Genomic DNA, 15,509 nt, shown 5'->3' on the forward strand with positions numbered 1-15,509 from the left:
CCGCGATGAACCTTTTTATTGCTTGTAACATACTGCGAGATGCGAGAGATGCGAGAGATGCGAGAGATGCGAGAGATGCGAGAGATGCGAGAGATGCGAGAGATGCGAGATGCGAGATGTGATATTGATATGGCCCCTAAAAAGTAGACACAGGGGTTGTCCCGTATTTAATCAACACGGGACAGATAAAGTAGGGAGAGATTAACGCTTTAAGTCGATGTAAATCTGCTCTACCTTGGTACGAGCCCAATCTGTTTTACGCAAAAATTTTAAGCTCGATTTAATGCTCGGGTCTTTTTTAAAGCAGTTGATGTTCACCATGTAACTCAACTCTTCCCAACCGTAATGTTCAACCAATTCAGTCAGTAGCTTCTGTAGAGTGATACCGTGAAGTGGATTATTGTCTTGTGTCATGAGATGTTCTCGCCATTTATTTGAGCTCAGTATACCAGTTTCGCTTTATGAATTATCAGACCATTTAAGTTCGTAATCGGTGTGGATAATCGACAGCTCTTCTCTACCAGTGTCACCAAACAATTTAACTTGAGCCTGCATCCATTCTTCGAAGCGTTTTATCTTTTCTCGATGAAAGTAACCTGGAGGCGCACACAAAAAATAATTGTATTTAGGCTTCAGCGCTATGTTTCCGATCCGCACCAATTTCTTTTCTTGTAAATAGCGGTATACCAAGCTGTGCTTAACAAGCGCGACACCTTGAACGGATAGTGCACCTTCTAACACAAAATGAGAGCCATCAAATTGCAATGATGTGCGGCCAGCTTTTACTCCTGCGACTTGTAACCAGAGATTCCAATCCATATCAGGCCAACGGTCTTCAATCAGTTCCGCTTTATGCAGATCGTCGATGTCATAGATACCGTGTTTCTCTTGATAGATAGGGTGACAAACCGGGTAAATGACCTCGTCCATCAACCAGCGTGATTCGATGTTAGGGTAATTTCCATGACCATATCGAACACAGATATCGACATTAGAATCTTCAAATGTGACTAGCTTATTGGTCGGCTCAATTAACATAGATAGATCAGGGTGGCGATCGCGAAAGTTGCCAATTCTCGGTACGAGCCAATGCTGAGCAAAGGAAGGTACGGTAGAGATCGATAGCTGAGTGGGATTAGGATCTTGGTTGATGCGTCTTACCCCATCTTGAATATGGGCAAAGCCTTTCTTCGCTTGCAGGTACAGTACTTCGCCTTCATGGGTTAATACTATTTTCCGGTGTTGGCGAATAAACAAGTCTGCACCTAACGACTCTTCAAGTTGGCGAATTTGTTGGCTGACGGCAGCTGCCGTGACAAATAGCTTTTGTGCAGCGAGCTTAAAACTGCCAGTTTCAGCCGCCGTGTAAAAATAGTAGATCCCTTGGAATGGTGGGGCTCGTTCTCTCACATTAGTTTTCCTTAACTGAATGCCAGTATCTATCGTTTGTCGATGTTGCTCTGTTGATTAATTATTGACCATAACAAAACAAAAGATCAACAGGAGAAAGGCTATGAATACGATCACAGCAACAGCAAACACCAACCATTCATTTTTTTCATCATTATCAATTAAGAAATTCTATTCTAAATTAGGCCTGTACTTTCAAAATCGTAGAACTAGAAAGCAGCTGTCTGAGCTACCCGATTATTTACTTAGAGATATCGGGATTACGTCGGAACAAGTCGAGAAAGAACTGAAGAAGTCATTTTGGGAGTGATTCAAGGCAACGTAGCTTTTACTCAATGCAGTTTTTACTCAACATAGCTTTGTCGGTATGGAAGAGTTACATTGCTATTCTGTATTTAGTTATTGGGGAACTGTTTATTTCAGGAGCTGATAGGCAGAGCTAGTTCTCCAATACCTCGTTTACTTCTTCATGTAACCAATGAGTAAACGCTGTCACTCGCTCTTTTCTTGGAGAGCTAGGATCAAAGCATAGGTTGACCTGAACACCGGGCGTCATCCCAATATTGAATGGCTTAACGAGTAGACCGCGTTCGATAAAATCACCAGCCAAGCTATCCGTAGCAAGGCAGACCCCATGTCCAGCCATGACAGTCGTTAACCCCATATCAAAGGTACCTACTTTCATCCACTGCATCGCTTTGCCTTGAGTGGATATGTTGGCTTGTTTGAACCACTCTTCCCAAGGGAAGCATCCGCTATTAAATTGAATTAACCAACATTTGAGTAATTGTTCTGGTGACGTGAACTTTAAAGAGTTGGCCAGTTCAGGTGAACAAAAAGGATAGATGGGTTCGTTGATTAGCATCTCAAGACTCAAGCCTTCCTCAACACATAGATCTTCACCTTGTCGAATAGCGACGTCAATTTCTCCATGCTTTAAGTTTGGTGTGTCGCAGCCTGTAAGGATCTTGATTGGAATCTCAGGGTGTTTGACTGAGAATTTCCAAAGCCTCGGCAGCAGCCAGCGGGAAGCAAATGAAGGAGGGCTGCTAACAACAAGAACGCCTTGAAGGGGCTCTGATTGGATCTTATTTAATCCTACGATTACCTCTTCGAACCCGTCCGAGACATGCTTAAAAAGGGTACGTCCTTCTTGTGTTAAGGCCATTACGCGTCCCTTACGAATAAAAAGCTTACATCCAAGCTGTTCTTCTAGCTGGCGGATCTTTTGGCTGACGGCTGCTTGGCTAACACACAGTTCTTCAGCAGCTTTACTGTAGCTATTTAAGCGTGCTGCAACTTCAAAATAACGGAGACCAGAAAGGTGGCGCAGTCTATTATCCATAATCTCAGCTTATAGTCCTTGTTAACAATGGTTGTTCGCTTATCGAACAGGTTATTTCCATAATAGCGACAAATAAACAAGGAATACAAGAGAGATAAAATGAAAACAATAACCTGTTGGGTCGGCAGATTTGTTAATCAGATGCTTAAAGTTAATGATAAAACCAAGATGAGTAAGACGGCTAAATCGAGACAAGTTGTTAGTTCGGAATCGCTTAGCAGCCGAATGAGGGAGGACATCGGTCTGGACAATGGGAGCAATGATGCGGCTGATTACACTAAATACCTATAAGTTGAGCTTACAAAAAAGGAGCCGTACTGGCTCCTTCTCGATTTTGATTACTCTTCCCAAACTACCAATTTATCTTTCGGCCAGTTATGACCGACTTCATGGTATTTCTGCTCAAGGATATGTCGCTTTATCTTGAGAGTTGGAGTAAGAACACCATTATCGATGCTCCATGGTTCCTTAATCATCAGTACGCCTTTGATCTTCTCATGCGAAGCTAACTGTTCGTTCATTTTTTCAATGACGCGTTTGCTTGTTCTTTCGTAACGAGCCCGATCAAAATTAGGGAAGTCATGCGGTACCACGAGCAGGATAGGGCCAGGCAAGCCTAAGCCTATCAAACACATCATTTCTACACGACTGTACTCAAACAGTTTATTTTCGATGGGTACAGGAGCGACAAACTTGCCTTTCGCGGTTTTAAAGGTATCTTTCTTACGCCCACGAATCGTTAAATAGCCTTCGCTGTCAACATCACCAATATCACCCGTATGAAGCCAACCTTCTGAGTTAAAAGATTCTTGAGTTGCAATGTCATTTTTGTAATAACCAGAGAACATGCCTTTGCTTCGAACTAAAATCTCTTCGTCTTCTGCAATTTTGAGTTCGATGCCCGGACCAGCATTACCTACAGTGCCAATTTTGTCTGCTCTAAACGGGTGGTTAATCGTGCTGTAGGCGAAAGACTCAGTCATTCCCCAAGCTTCGGTAATGTGTAGGCCAACACTCTCATACCATGCAAGTAGAGCTGGTGATACTGGAGCTGAGCCACAGCCAAGAACGCGAGCTTGGTCTAACCCCAGACCATCAGCCAGTTTCTTCTTAATTAGGTTATTCACGAACGGAATTTTAAGTAAGAAGTTCAGTTTTTTCTGTGGAAGTTTATCTTGGATTCGTTGTTGGAATAGAGTCCATAAGCGAGGAACTGAGATAAACAATGTAGGGCGATGCATTTTCACATCATCAATAAAGGTGTCTAAAGATTCAGGGAAAGCCGTAACCACGCCCCCCATAACTGAAGAACCAAAGATGTAAACGCGTTCTGTAATATGAGCAAGCGGTAGGTAAGAAAACAGGCGATCGCCAGGTTGGATCCCAATATGGTCAATCAACCTTTGAACAGACCAAGTAAACGCACCGTACGTGAGCATTGCGCCTTTTGGTAACCCTGATGTACCCGATGTATAAACAAGTGACATAAGCTTATCGTCGTGATGCTGTGGGCGTTTGGTTGATGGTTCATGTGTATCAATGAGCTGTTCGAAAGTGTGTTGGCACTTCGCTGCACTGTCGTATGGCAGTGAAATACTCACTAAGCTCGGATTGTCATCAAGTACTTTTTGAGTGGCTTTAGGATCGTCAAGCTTACCCGCAATCACAATTTTACTTTCACTGTGTTCAATACAGTATTGAATGGTATCTGCACCCGCTGTAGGAAAGATTGGGACGCTGACAAAATCTCCTAACATCATGGCAAGATCGCAGATGAACCATTCTGCACAGTTTTTCGATACGAGAGCGACTCGATCGCCAGGTTGGGCGCCGAGTCCTTCTAATGCTGATGCCAGTTTCAGTGCTTTGTCGGCTACTTCTTTATAAGTAAATTCGACAAATTGGCGGTTAATAATCTGTTTTAAATAGACCTCATTTGGACGTTCTTCTGCCCATTTAAGAATCATATCATTAGGTGTAGGGAGAGCTGTTGCTTGTTCTTGGCTAAACTCGTTAGGCTGAATCATTGTCTAACTCCATGTTTTTCGCTAAGTTATTTTTGTTAAAATCATGTTAAATGTACCATGATTTTTTCTTTTTTGGAGTAAAATTAGCGTTTTATGTTATCCGTGCAGGCTCGTCTGTAACTTGCAGGCGTTACGCCAGTTCTTTTCTTGAAGATTCTTGAGAAATATGACACATCCTTGTATCCACATTGATAAGAGATAACCGCTATTTTTGATTCGGTATCGGCTTCGATTAGCTTCTTGGCTAATAAGATTCGTTTATCACACACGAAGTCACGAAAGCTTACCCCAAAGTGTAGATGAAACTTCTTAGAAAAGTAGGTGGTGGAACAGTGACATTTCTCTGCAATCTCCGTTTCTCTTATCTCCTTGTTAATATTATCCATTACAAAGTTTACGACTTCAGACGTGAACAGTTTTGCTGACAGTTGGTTGTTGTTATTCGTTTTTCGGTCAAGATCGAAGTGAGGATCAAAGATATGCTGTGTTTTACTCTTTAATTCTTCGAAGGCACTGGTCAGATGATTGTTACTCGTTTCTATAATGAAAAATATATTCTTATGATTTCGAATGATATTAGGTATCTCAAATGGAGAAATTAAAACTATCCGCTTGTTTAGGTTTTTACAAATAGATAATGCCATGGTAAGTAATTGAATTTCACTTTCTCTATTTAAAATGAAAAATACAATTCTTACATCTAAGTTACTGATAACTGATATATCTTGTTGAAAATTTTCCACAGGGAAGTAGCGACTAATTTTATTTATAATAATTGAATTAAACTCGCTATCTATATCTGATAGCAGTGGTGTTATTAATTTCATTTATACTAAACCTGTATCATATATAAAGGGCCAGATGTGAAAATTTAGAAATAAGGGAGTTATTACAGAGATTAGAAGTACAACAAAAAAGTGCAAGTAAATGGCAAAAAAATCCTAACCGAATGTGTGACTCACCTCTAGATTTACTTTACAGGTAAACGAAGCCTGTTATGAAAATCAAGGAGAGGTTGTCATGGGTAAGTTTTTGAATAATTGCAAAGAATTCATGAAAGATGAAGAAGGGTTGACAGTTGTCGAATATGTAATCGGTGCTGCATTGTTGGTTCTCGCTATAACAACCGTATTTACAGGTTTAGGCACACAACTTTCAACCAAACTGAATACTATTATTGGAAATATTGGTAATGGTGCCTAGTGGCTTCGCGTAACTGTGAAGGATGGCTTAGGTATGAATAGTACAAGCATGACACAGCAAGCAGGGTTGACAACGATTGAGTATGTGATAGGTGCAGCCTCGCTTGTTCTTTTCATTGTATTAGTGTTTTCTGGGATGGGAACAGCTTTAATCAGTAAACTCCAGAGCGTTACATCTAGTATATGAGTTGAATATATGATTAATGAACCTTCTGCTTTTTGGGTGTTATTAATTGCAGTCTCGGTATGCGATGTTGAGAAACATCGCATACCAAACAAAATATTGATTATGTTTTTTTTTGTGTATTTTTTATCAATGTTTAACCGTAATTATACCTTTGAATTTTTTTTAATGTCCTTCGTTGGATTCGTGGCGTTTTTTTGTTTTGGATTACTCTTATATTTTTTAAGAGCTATGTCTGCAGGAGATGTGAAGCTATTAGGTATTGTAGGGATGTATCTCGGGTGGGGACAATTACTTGATGCGTCGTACTTTATCTTACTTTCTTCTGGAGTGATTGGAACTTTCTACCTGCTATATAACTTTTCCAACTCGAACAGTCTTAGTATCAAAGGCTATTTTGAAAACAAGTTATTTGTGCTTGGTGGAGTCGCACCAGTATTAGATGAAAGTGCGAGTTTGCATGCTAGGTATTCAAATAAAGTAACGATGCCTTTTGCACCTTCTGTTGCTATAGGATTGGCTATGTATAGTTATTTTACTTAAAAATGTTGTTGGATAGTTCTTATGGAGAGGAATAATATATGGATATTATAGGGCGTACTGCTCCAACAACTTTGAAGCCTCAAATTTCAGCTCCAGCCGTACCTACATCTATTGATATGTTGGGTGTTCCTGAAGTCGTTATTGAAAACCTTGTTCTGAAGCACCTATCAGCCTATCCCAAGTCGGATGTTTTAGAGCTTTCTAACTATTTGTGTGTTGTGACACATATTGTTGAAAGTGCGTTGGCTGTGTTGAGAACAAAGTCATTGATTGAAGTTTTTCAACCAACCTCTAACCTTTCTCTCTCATCGACATCTCATAGCCACGTCCGCTATTCCCTTTCTGAGAAAGGACTTGAAGATGCTGATCTTGCCTTTAAACGTGATGCTTATTTAGGCCCCGCACCTGTTTCACTTACTCAATATAGTGATGTGGTAAAGCAGCAAGATCTAAGAGTAGAGTTAGTGACTCGGCCACATGTCGAAGCAGCACTGAATGATGTATATGGTGTCGATAGAATGATTTCGGTATTGGGGCCAGCAATTAATTCGGGGCGTGCCTTATTACTGTATGGGCATGCGGGGACGGGTAAAACATTTGTAGCTTCACGTATTGTCAATGCGCTGCATACGTCTGTTTTCATTCCTTATGCTGTTTATGCATTAGGTAACATCATTAAGGTGTTTTCCGCACAACATCATAAACCGTTGGATAACAACGGCAGTGATCAAAGTATCTCCCTCAAAGATCAATACGACAAGCGTTGGCTTAATTGTGAAAGGCCAAATATTCAGGTGGGCGGAGAGCTCACCATGGATATGCTTGAAGTCAATCATTCTGAGAACAGTCGAGTCTGGTTAGCACCGGTTCAAATGATGGCAAACAATGGGATTTTTATCATTGATGATCTTGGTCGTCAGCCAATGCCAGTCGATGCTTTGCTTAATCGTTGGATTGTACCGATGGAATATTCCTTTGATTATTTATCGCTACCTAACGGACAGCAAATCACGATGCCGTTTGTTCTAACGCTTGCCTTTTCTACCAACTTAAATCCCAAGAAAATAAGCGATCCTGCATTTTTACGTCGTTTAGGTTACAAAATTGAATTCAAGCCGCTGAATCAGCGAGATTATGAAGCTTTATGGATGAGCGTCGTCGCTGAAAAAGAGATGGAGCTTCAAGATGGTTTTTTTGAGCGTTTGTCTCAAATGCACACGCTTCTCAAGGTGCCACTTTTCCCTTGTTTACCTAAAGATCTCGTTGGTATAAGTAAAGACATTCTTTCGTTTGAGCAACTCCCACCTGTTATCACATTTGATATTCTTTCCATGGCATGGGAAGTCTATTTTACCTCTGATGGACACGAGGAAGAGAATAATGAATAAGAGTCAAGTTTTCCTACTGTTTTTACTGTCCGTAGTATTCGGCTTAGCGGCTGTATTTTTTGCTAAGCAGTGGATGGATGATCAAGTTCAGCCAACCGTTGAAGTTGAAACGATCGAGCGCCACCCCGTTGTTGTGGCGTCACAAGAAATTGAAGCCGGAACCATTATCGAGGATCAGTTCTTAACCACCAAGTTGATGGAAGTTGATTGGATTAATGAAAATAACTATTCAGATAAAGCGGAGCTGATTGGCAAGGTTGTTGCGAATACTATCTATGCCGGAGAGGTGCTTCACAAGTTACGATTTACTGTACCAGGAGAAGGGTCAACATTGGCTGCTCTTATCCCTGAAAATAAACGTGCGGTAACGATACGAGTTGATGATGTTATTGGTGTGGCCGGTTTCTTATTACCGGGTAATAAGGTTGATATTCTCAATACCGTTTCTTACGGAAAAAATTCTGCAGCGACTCAAACGGTATTAAAAGACATTAAGGTTTTAGCCGTCGACCAAACGGCTAAAACGAAAGAAAACAGTCCGATTATCGTCCGTGCGGTAACACTTGAGATGACGCCAAAAGAGGCAGAGAAGCTTCTCACGGCTAAAAGCAAAGGTAGTATTCAGCTGACCTTGAGAAATCCACATGAAGTAGAGAAAAAAGTGGTTCGTCGATATGTGCCTAGACCAAGTGTCACCATTATCAAAGGTACAGAAACATCTAGTGTGCGCGTCAAGGATTGAGGTGAGATATGAAAATATTATTAGCGTGTGTTTTGAGCCTAGTTTGTTTTTCTACATTGAGCTTTGCCGCTCTTCAAACTGGGAAAACCGTCACGGTTCCTCATCACAAATCAACGCATGTCGTTTTATCGGGTAAGGCTAGCAAGGTGTCACTTGGTGACCCTGATGTCCTTGATATTGTGATGCTTAAATCTAACGAGTTATTTTTGATAGGTAATAAATTAGGTGCTACCAACCTAATGGCTTGGGACGCTCGAGGACAGTTGATTGAGTCTATCAATATTGAGGTTACTCATGATCTTAATAGTTTAAAGGCGAAGTTATATGAGTTCCTTCCTGATGAAACTATCGAAGTACATAGTGCGCAAAACCGTTTGTTGCTGAGCGGTCAGGTGAGCAACCAACAGCAGATGAATGTCGCGATGAGAATTGCAGAAACTTACTCCTCCGGGCAAACCGCAGATGAGTCAAAAGAGAGTGGTAGTGAGCAAGCTGCGGCGACTGGGGTCATCAACTTAATGTCGATTGGTGGTGCTCAGCAAGTCATGCTAGAGGTCACTGTCGCTGAAGTGCAAAGAAGCTTAGTTCGAAAATTCGATGCTAACTTCCATTTCTTCCAAACCAGTGGTTCTGATTTTTCATGGGGAGCGTCTTCTGTGCCTGCTGGTGTATTGGGTGCAACGCCGATTTTTGATATTCCCACCTCAACAGATTATGGGATTTTAGGTTCTTTTATCGATAGCAATACATTGTTTACCTTTGCTTTGGATGTTGCAAAGCAGAATGGTGTAGCCAAAGTTTTGGCTGAGCCGAATCTAACCGCGTTAAGTGGTTCAAAAGCTGAATTTTTAGCGGGCGGTGAGTTCCCAATCCCTGTGCCTGATGAAGACGGCATCACCATTGAATACAAAGAATATGGTGTAGGGCTGAAATTCATCCCAACGGTTCTTAGTGATAAAAAAATCAACCTGAACTTGGCTGTTGATGTGAGTGAAATTGCGAATAGTAGCTCGCTAACGATTGATCCTGGTACTACCAACGCGACTTACTTCATTCCACCTATTACGCGTCGTAGTGCATCTTCAACTCTTGAGTTAGCAGATGGCCAGACTATCGGTATTGCAGGTTTACTGAGTGAGAATGTGAGAGATATCAGCAACAAGATGCCAGGCTTTGGTGATGTGCCGATTTTAGGGCAGCTTTTCAACAGCCAAGAGTATGTATCTGGCGAAACCGAACTGGTTATTCTTGTGACTCCAAGGCTTGCCAAGCCAATCGACCGCACGAAAGTGACATTACCAACAGATGCTTTCGTCGACCCTAATGACTTGGAATATTATTTGTTAGGCCGAAGCGCTTACATTGCTGAACCGTCTGAATCCACTTCAGAGCAATCTCAATCAGCACAGGCCGTATCGCCAACCGACGGCGGTAGTGAAGGCTCATTTGGTCATGATTTATAAGGAGATAGATATGATTAGAATAATGATGGTCTTTCTCGTGATGGTGCTAGTTGGCTGTGCTAATGATGCCCGTTTGGGACATTCAGTAGCACTAGTGAAAACAGAACAAACATATAACCCTAATGCGACCCAAGAGAATCTACTCGAAGTACCGGACGGTACAGGGGAGCGGATGCAGGCTGGTTACGACCGATATGTTGGCAGAGGTGAAAATGATCTGTCCGGAAGCAGTAGTAGCCAGATCCTAGAAGAGTTTAACTAAATCTGGAGGTACTCACATGTTGTATCGAGTATCACAAAGCCCCAAAAAGCAACAAGGCTTAGTCGTAGTCATGATTACAGCCGCTTTGTTGGTTTTTTTAGCTGTCTCAGCGTTAGCTGTCGATATAAACCATATGGTTGTGAATAAAACGCGGTTACAAAATGCAGTCGATTCTGCTGCGCTAGCTGCCGCAACTATTTTAGACAATAGTAAGGATAAAGATGCCGTAGATGCAGAGGTTGGCACCGCATTAAATGCTATGGCAGCCGCCACAGGTAATCATGAATTTGATTTTAGTACGGCTTCTGTAAACATTGATTATTCAAATGATCCTAAGGATTTTACAGGAACAGCAACGTTCGGTGCAGATGATGATGTCTATGTGCGTGTTCGTGTCGATTCCTTGGATATGGATGAGTTTTTCATTCAAATGTTTGGACTAGAAAAAACCGTTTCGGCGAGTGCGGTTGCTGGCCCTAGTTCTGGTCAGGTCGTTGTTAATAATGTTGTGCCAATTGGTGTGTGTATTGGTGATGGCACGTCGGATAATGATGTCTCACCAGAAGATGGGTACCATGATGTTACTGGTGAGGAAATAACCAGTGTTTTTGGTTATGAAGTTGGCACCGTTCATGCGTTAAAGGTCGGCGACAGTAGCTTATCTGAAATGGGGAACGGTAATTACCACCTTCTTGATTTTGGATCTGGTGGTAAAACGGTGAAAGAAGGTTTAGGGGGGGACTATAGTTATCCTGTTGCAATAGGTGACGATATAACCACCAAACCAGGAGGAACGGTTGGTCCTACCGGTGATGGCTTAAATACTCGATTTGGTGATTATGGTGGAGGATTATCGGCATCAGATTACCCCACTGATTATGTAACGACTGAGCCTACTAATGAGATTACGATCGATGCTAGTACGGGAGATATCGATTTTGACGGCAGTTATACCTATGCTCAATATGAATCAGCGACTAACACATGCATAGCTAATAATGGTTCTGGGTGTGCGGCTAATGGTGTTGCTTGGCGTCGTATATTACCTATACCTATGGTGGATTGTTCAGGTAAAAGTGGCGGTGCGACTGAATTTACGGTGAACAAAATTGGTTGTTTCTTCTTGCTACAAAAAGCGCCGACAAATAATTCAGGTACTCCAGCCGTATTTGGTGAATTTATTCACTCCTGCAGTGTGACAGGTGGGGCGGGTAGTACGACCTCTACAACAGAAGGGACTTATAGGATTGTTTTGTATAAGGACCCTGATAGTGGGGAGTCTTGATCATGAAGCAATCTAATCAATTTCAACAGGGATTTTCTGCCGTAGAGATGGTCATTGCGACTCCCGTGTTACTGTTTTTTCTAGTCTTAGTTCTAGAGCTTGGCAATATTCTTGTTCACTACAATGTGATATCGAAGTCAGTGCAAAATGGCGCTCGTTATGCGGTTAGTGAAGTGTATGGAACCATTGGTGGAACCATCGCACCGACGTCTGAAATTCAGAATGTCGTGGTCTATGGTCAGAACAGCGTAGGAACAGCTGTATTATCTTCACTGACGACATCGGATGTGACTGTAACCCCCCCTTCAGGAGACAGTTATGTACGAGTCAGTGTGACGTATGATTATGTTCCACTCTTCTTGTCTATTCCTTTTTCGAACGAGAGTTTTGCTCTTCCATTAAGTGTGACTTCCGTGATGAGGGTGCTGTGATGATAAGGCTTAAAAGACAAACCAAAGGGCTTGCCATTATTGAGTTCACTTTGGTCTCATCATTAATTTTTCTACTGCTGTTTCTCATTTTAGCGTTGGGTGTCTATATATTTTCGCTGCAAATGGTCAGTGAAGCGACTAGGAAGGCTGCTAGGTTAGCGACGGTCTGTTACGTCTTAGATAGAGATAATATTGCGGGAATGGTGGTGGATGATATTCCTCTTGTTGGGTTTACTAATGCGAACTTAGAAGTGGCTTACTTAGACGCGAGCGGGGTAGAGATTGCTTCTGATTTTGAAGCGAACTTTGGTGATATTAAATTTGTGCGTGCTAGGGCTACGGGTTATGGCATTCAGCTAATCAGTAACCTAAGCTTTTTAGGAAATAGTGGGTTTTTAGCCGCCCCTGCGTTTGAAACAATACTGCCAGCAGAAAGTTTGGGAGTGGTGAGGCCTGAAACTGAAACTAGCACTAACATATGGAATAGATGCCCATAAGAGGTTATTTAAAAGGAGATAAATGTATGGGGGAAGCGATCAAAATAACGCCGAATGAAAACGATAAAGATATGACGCGTTTAAGAACGAATCTAAAGGTCTGGTTAGTCTACAGTACTGACGGCTTTCATTCGCATATGAGTCAAGAACTAAAAAAATGCCGAAATGTTCATGTGACCTCGTTTTCTCTTGCGGCAATGAGTGAAGAATACCTAAAAAGTGCAGATGTCCCAGAGCTTATTTTTGTTGAAGCTAATGGGAATTGGGCTCAAAAAATGGTTGAGTTACAAGGGTATGATTTGTCTTTAGAAGACAAGGATTTGTCTTTAGTTGTGCTCGGTGATGAAAGTGATAATGGATCATTAAAAATCGCACTTCGCTTGGGGGCTTCAGATTTTCTGTCTCATAATGTGACTCTATCGGACTTACTTCCATTATTGAAGAAAACCGCTTCCGAAAAGCTTGAGAACTCCAGTTACGGAGAGTTTATCTTGTTTTTGAATACCAAAGGAGGGATGGGGGCAACCACCTTGGCGTTAAATACTGCCATTGAGATGGCCACTCAACATCCGAATGAAGTTCTTTTACTCGATATCGATCTTCAGTTTGGCGTGATTCCAGACTATTTGAACATAGTACCGACTTATAGCGTTTCTGATGCGATCAACAGTTCGAATGATTTGGATGAAATGTCTTTGGGCTCTTTGGTAAATAAACACGAATCAGGTCTCCATGTTCTAAGCTTTAAACATGAAAATAACGCTGATGATTTCGAGCAGGCTCAGAAAATTGGCAGATTACTTCCAATTCTGCGTCGTTTCTACCCTTATGTGATCATTGACCTATCTAGAGGCTTAGATCACGTATTTGCATCAGCAATATCACCAGCGACTAAAGTACTTTTGGTTTTGCAACAGAGCTTAGTGTCAGTAAAAAACACAAGCAGACTAATTAAATCTCTGAAATTTGAGTACGGCTTACAAAGTGACTCAATAGAGGTCATTCTCAACCGTTATGAAAAGCGACATTCAATTAAGTTGAAAGACATTGAGCAAGCAGTGGGCAACCACGACATACACCTTATGCCAAATGATTTTAAAGTCGCGCTAGAGAGTGCCAATTTGGGGCAGCCGTTAGTTCAGTCGAGAAAAAAAAGCTCTATTACTCGCTCTATCATCGACTTATCTCATGTTCTTTCACCACCGGAGCAGGAAGAGAAAGGGTGGCTGAAAAAGTTGTTTTCATAATGGGTTGACGAAAAGTAAACACGAGGGATTGTGATGTTCTTTAAACGAAAAAATGTAAATCCAGAGTTTGAAAAAAAAGTAGAACAGATTTCGCATGATTCAGAAGATGCCAATCCTGTTGAACGTTTATCAAGTGTTGAGATGTCCAGTCACTCTCGGACAGAAGCGAGCGTTGAAAAAGAGAAGGCGATTGACGAGGCTCGCAAAGTACTGGAGCAAGAATTGTCAATCAAACACTTCTTTCACAAGCAGTTGCTTGAAACGTTAGACTTAGGGTTACTTTCTAGCTTGGAGAAAGAGCGCGCCAAGCTAGATTTGCATGAAGCTATCGTTCAGTTGATGGCTGATGATGGTAGTCATGCACTCAGCGCAGAAGGTCGTAAGCGGGTCATCAAACAGATAGAAGATGAAGTTTTTGGTCTGGGGCCGTTGGAGCCCTTATTAGCTGATCAAACTGTGTCGGATATATTGGTCAACGGCCCTAAAAGTGTTTACGTTGAGCGCCGAGGTAAATTAGAAAAAACACCGTATACGTTTTTAGATGATCGTCACTTAAGAAACATTATTGATCGTATTGTCAGTCAGGTTGGTCGCCGGATTGATGAAGCATCACCTATGGTAGATGCCCGCTTAGTTGATGGTTCTCGTGTTAATGCGATTATCCCGCCTCTCGCACTCGATGGCCCTTCCGTTTCGATCCGTCGTTTTGCTGTCGATCGTTTGACCATGGATAACTTAATTGGTTACGACTCAGTCTCGCCTCAAATGGCTAAGTTTGTGGAGGCTGCTGTGAAAGGTGAGCTCAATATATTGATTTCAGGAGGGACGGGGTCAGGGAAAACAACCACACTGAATATCTTTTCTGGTTTCATTCCGCGAGACCAGAGAATTATTACCATAGAAGACTCGGCCGAATTACAACTGCAACAACCACATGTTATTCGTCTCGAAACCCGCCCTGCTAACCTAGAAGGGAAGGGAGAAATCAGCCAGCGCGAATTGGTTAAAAATACCTTGCGTATGCGACCAGATCGAATCGTGGTTGGGGAGGTGCGTGGTAGCGAAGCCGTTGACATGCTAGCAGCGATGAATACCGGTCATGATGGTTCACTGGCTACCATTCACGCGAATACCCCCCGTGATGCCTTGAGTCGGGTCGAGAATATGTTCTCGATGGCAGGGTGGAACATATCAACCAAAAACTTACGAGCTCAAATTGCTTCGGCTATCCACCTTGTTGTTCAAATGGAACGCCAAGAAGATGGTAAGCGTCGTATGGTGAGTATCCAAGAGATCAACGGCATGGAAGGTGAGGTGATTACGATGTCGGAAATATTCCGTTTTCAGCGTAAAGGTATTGATGAAGACGGCAATATTATCGGTTATTTCACAGCAACGGGGGTTGTGCCTCAATACCATGACCAGTTAGTCAAACGTGGACTCGACCTGCCTTTCGAGCTCTTTAGTGAGACCAAAGTCTAAG

Annotated in this window: 17 protein-coding genes; 12 read left to right on the forward strand and 5 right to left on the reverse strand. The window is 42.0% G+C overall.

The genetic code is table 11. The annotated features are described in order from the left end of the window. Positions 1-201: 201 nt before the first annotated feature. A complete protein-coding gene (locus AB4558_RS01845) occupies positions 202-414 on the reverse strand; it encodes a VF530 family DNA-binding protein (protein WP_012604684.1) in 213 nt (70 codons plus the stop codon). Positions 415-459: 45 nt separating this feature from the next. Continuing rightward, positions 460-1,410, reverse strand: coding sequence for a LysR substrate-binding domain-containing protein (locus AB4558_RS01850; RefSeq protein ID WP_017060830.1), 951 nt, complete (start codon positions 1,408-1,410; stop codon positions 460-462). Positions 1,411-1,513: 103 nt separating this feature from the next. Here AB4558_RS01850 and AB4558_RS01855 point away from each other — a divergent pair, with 103 nt between their 5' ends. Further along, positions 1,514-1,720 carry a DUF1127 domain-containing protein gene (locus AB4558_RS01855; protein WP_372157826.1) on the forward strand — a complete coding sequence of 69 codons (207 nt, stop codon included), beginning with the start codon at positions 1,514-1,516 and terminating at the stop codon, positions 1,718-1,720. A 129-nt stretch (positions 1,721-1,849) separates the two neighbouring features. Here AB4558_RS01855 and AB4558_RS01860 read toward each other — a convergent pair whose 3' ends face one another. The 3 genes from AB4558_RS01860 to AB4558_RS01870 all read right to left on the reverse strand — a co-directional run bounded on the left by AB4558_RS01860 (position 1,850) and on the right by AB4558_RS01870 (position 5,609). Then, complete coding sequence (locus tag AB4558_RS01860) at positions 1,850-2,755, reverse strand: LysR substrate-binding domain-containing protein (RefSeq protein ID WP_372157828.1); 906 nt, start codon at positions 2,753-2,755, stop codon at positions 1,850-1,852. 338 nt (positions 2,756-3,093) lie between these two features. Further along, on the reverse strand, positions 3,094-4,782 hold the full coding sequence (locus AB4558_RS01865) for an AMP-binding protein (protein ID WP_372157830.1): 1,689 nt from the start codon (positions 4,780-4,782) through the stop codon (positions 3,094-3,096). Positions 4,783-4,865: 83 nt separating this feature from the next. After that, positions 4,866-5,609, reverse strand: a complete 744-nt coding sequence (locus AB4558_RS01870; RefSeq protein ID WP_372122396.1) for a helix-turn-helix domain-containing protein — start codon at positions 5,607-5,609, stop codon at positions 4,866-4,868. Between the two features lie 193 nt (positions 5,610-5,802). On the opposite strand from AB4558_RS01870, the gene AB4558_RS01875 reads away from it, so the two are divergent. The 11 genes from AB4558_RS01875 (at position 5,803) to AB4558_RS01925 (ending at position 15,508) form a co-directional block, all read left to right on the forward strand. Next, positions 5,803-5,985 carry a fimbrial protein gene (locus AB4558_RS01875; protein ID WP_017067895.1) on the forward strand — a complete coding sequence of 61 codons (183 nt, stop codon included), beginning with the start codon at positions 5,803-5,805 and terminating at the stop codon, positions 5,983-5,985. Between the two features lie 195 nt (positions 5,986-6,180). Next, entirely contained in the window at positions 6,181-6,711 is a 531-nt protein-coding gene (locus AB4558_RS01880) for a prepilin peptidase (RefSeq protein ID WP_372157835.1), read from the forward strand. A gap of 38 nt (positions 6,712-6,749) precedes the next feature. After that, positions 6,750-8,099 carry an AAA family ATPase gene (locus AB4558_RS01885; protein ID WP_372157838.1) on the forward strand — a complete coding sequence of 450 codons (1,350 nt, stop codon included), beginning with the start codon at positions 6,750-6,752 and terminating at the stop codon, positions 8,097-8,099. Then, positions 8,092-8,841, forward strand: a complete 750-nt coding sequence (gene cpaB, locus AB4558_RS01890; protein WP_372157841.1) for a Flp pilus assembly protein CpaB — start codon at positions 8,092-8,094, stop codon at positions 8,839-8,841. Before AB4558_RS01885 ends, cpaB begins: the two co-directional genes overlap by 8 nt. 8 nt (positions 8,842-8,849) lie before the next feature. Continuing rightward, positions 8,850-10,304 (forward strand): type II and III secretion system protein family protein, encoded by a 1,455-nt coding sequence (locus tag AB4558_RS01895; RefSeq protein WP_372157844.1) that lies wholly within the window; start codon positions 8,850-8,852, stop codon positions 10,302-10,304. Beyond that, a complete protein-coding gene (locus tag AB4558_RS01900) occupies positions 10,294-10,566 on the forward strand; it encodes a hypothetical protein (RefSeq protein WP_061032538.1) in 273 nt (90 codons plus the stop codon). Before AB4558_RS01895 ends, AB4558_RS01900 begins: the two co-directional genes overlap by 11 nt. Positions 10,567-10,582: 16 nt before the next feature. Further along, complete coding sequence (locus AB4558_RS01905) at positions 10,583-11,851, forward strand: Tad domain-containing protein (RefSeq protein ID WP_171732474.1); 1,269 nt, start codon at positions 10,583-10,585, stop codon at positions 11,849-11,851. Between the two features lie 2 nt (positions 11,852-11,853). Beyond that, complete coding sequence (locus AB4558_RS01910) at positions 11,854-12,282, forward strand: TadE/TadG family type IV pilus assembly protein (RefSeq protein WP_372157849.1); 429 nt, start codon at positions 11,854-11,856, stop codon at positions 12,280-12,282. Continuing rightward, positions 12,282-12,779 carry a TadE/TadG family type IV pilus assembly protein gene (locus AB4558_RS01915; RefSeq protein WP_372157852.1) on the forward strand — a complete coding sequence of 166 codons (498 nt, stop codon included), beginning with the start codon at positions 12,282-12,284 and terminating at the stop codon, positions 12,777-12,779. The genes AB4558_RS01910 and AB4558_RS01915 overlap by 1 nt, the downstream gene beginning before the upstream one ends. Positions 12,780-12,805: 26 nt before the next feature. After that, positions 12,806-14,026, forward strand: a complete 1,221-nt coding sequence (locus AB4558_RS01920) for an AAA family ATPase (protein ID WP_017066692.1) — start codon at positions 12,806-12,808, stop codon at positions 14,024-14,026. A gap of 33 nt (positions 14,027-14,059) precedes the next feature. Then, entirely contained in the window at positions 14,060-15,508 is a 1,449-nt protein-coding gene (locus tag AB4558_RS01925; RefSeq protein ID WP_017066693.1) for a CpaF family protein, read from the forward strand. The last annotated feature ends 1 nt before the right edge of the window (position 15,509 follow it).

The sequence above is a fragment of the Vibrio sp. 10N.222.51.C5 genome (genome assembly GCF_041474575.1).
GTDB classification, from domain to species: Bacteria; Pseudomonadota; Gammaproteobacteria; order Enterobacterales; family Vibrionaceae; genus Vibrio; species Vibrio crassostreae_C.

Bases quoted from the DNA above. Each gene is read 5' to 3' on its own strand.
- AB4558_RS01845 (WP_012604684.1), bottom strand. From the start codon at position 414: ATGACACAAGACAATAATCCACTTCACGGTATCACTCTACAGAAGCTA.
- AB4558_RS01855 (WP_372157826.1), top strand. From the start codon at position 1,514: ATGAATACGATCACAGCAACAGCAAACACCAACCATTCATTTTTTTCA.
- AB4558_RS01860 (WP_372157828.1), bottom strand. From the start codon at position 2,755: ATGGATAATAGACTGCGCCACCTTTCTGGTCTCCGTTATTTTGAAGTT.
- AB4558_RS01865 (WP_372157830.1), bottom strand. From the start codon at position 4,782: ATGATTCAGCCTAACGAGTTTAGCCAAGAACAAGCAACAGCTCTCCCT.
- AB4558_RS01870 (WP_372122396.1), bottom strand. From the start codon at position 5,609: ATGAAATTAATAACACCACTGCTATCAGATATAGATAGCGAGTTTAAT.
- AB4558_RS01875 (WP_017067895.1), top strand. From the start codon at position 5,803: ATGGGTAAGTTTTTGAATAATTGCAAAGAATTCATGAAAGATGAAGAA.
- AB4558_RS01880 (WP_372157835.1), top strand. From the start codon at position 6,181: ATGATTAATGAACCTTCTGCTTTTTGGGTGTTATTAATTGCAGTCTCG.
- AB4558_RS01885 (WP_372157838.1), top strand. From the start codon at position 6,750: ATGGATATTATAGGGCGTACTGCTCCAACAACTTTGAAGCCTCAAATT.
- cpaB (WP_372157841.1), top strand. From the start codon at position 8,092: ATGAATAAGAGTCAAGTTTTCCTACTGTTTTTACTGTCCGTAGTATTC.
- AB4558_RS01895 (WP_372157844.1), top strand. From the start codon at position 8,850: ATGAAAATATTATTAGCGTGTGTTTTGAGCCTAGTTTGTTTTTCTACA.
- AB4558_RS01900 (WP_061032538.1), top strand. From the start codon at position 10,294: ATGATTTATAAGGAGATAGATATGATTAGAATAATGATGGTCTTTCTC.
- AB4558_RS01905 (WP_171732474.1), top strand. From the start codon at position 10,583: ATGTTGTATCGAGTATCACAAAGCCCCAAAAAGCAACAAGGCTTAGTC.
- AB4558_RS01910 (WP_372157849.1), top strand. From the start codon at position 11,854: ATGAAGCAATCTAATCAATTTCAACAGGGATTTTCTGCCGTAGAGATG.
- AB4558_RS01915 (WP_372157852.1), top strand. From the start codon at position 12,282: ATGATAAGGCTTAAAAGACAAACCAAAGGGCTTGCCATTATTGAGTTC.
- AB4558_RS01920 (WP_017066692.1), top strand. From the start codon at position 12,806: ATGGGGGAAGCGATCAAAATAACGCCGAATGAAAACGATAAAGATATG.
- AB4558_RS01925 (WP_017066693.1), top strand. From the start codon at position 14,060: ATGTTCTTTAAACGAAAAAATGTAAATCCAGAGTTTGAAAAAAAAGTA.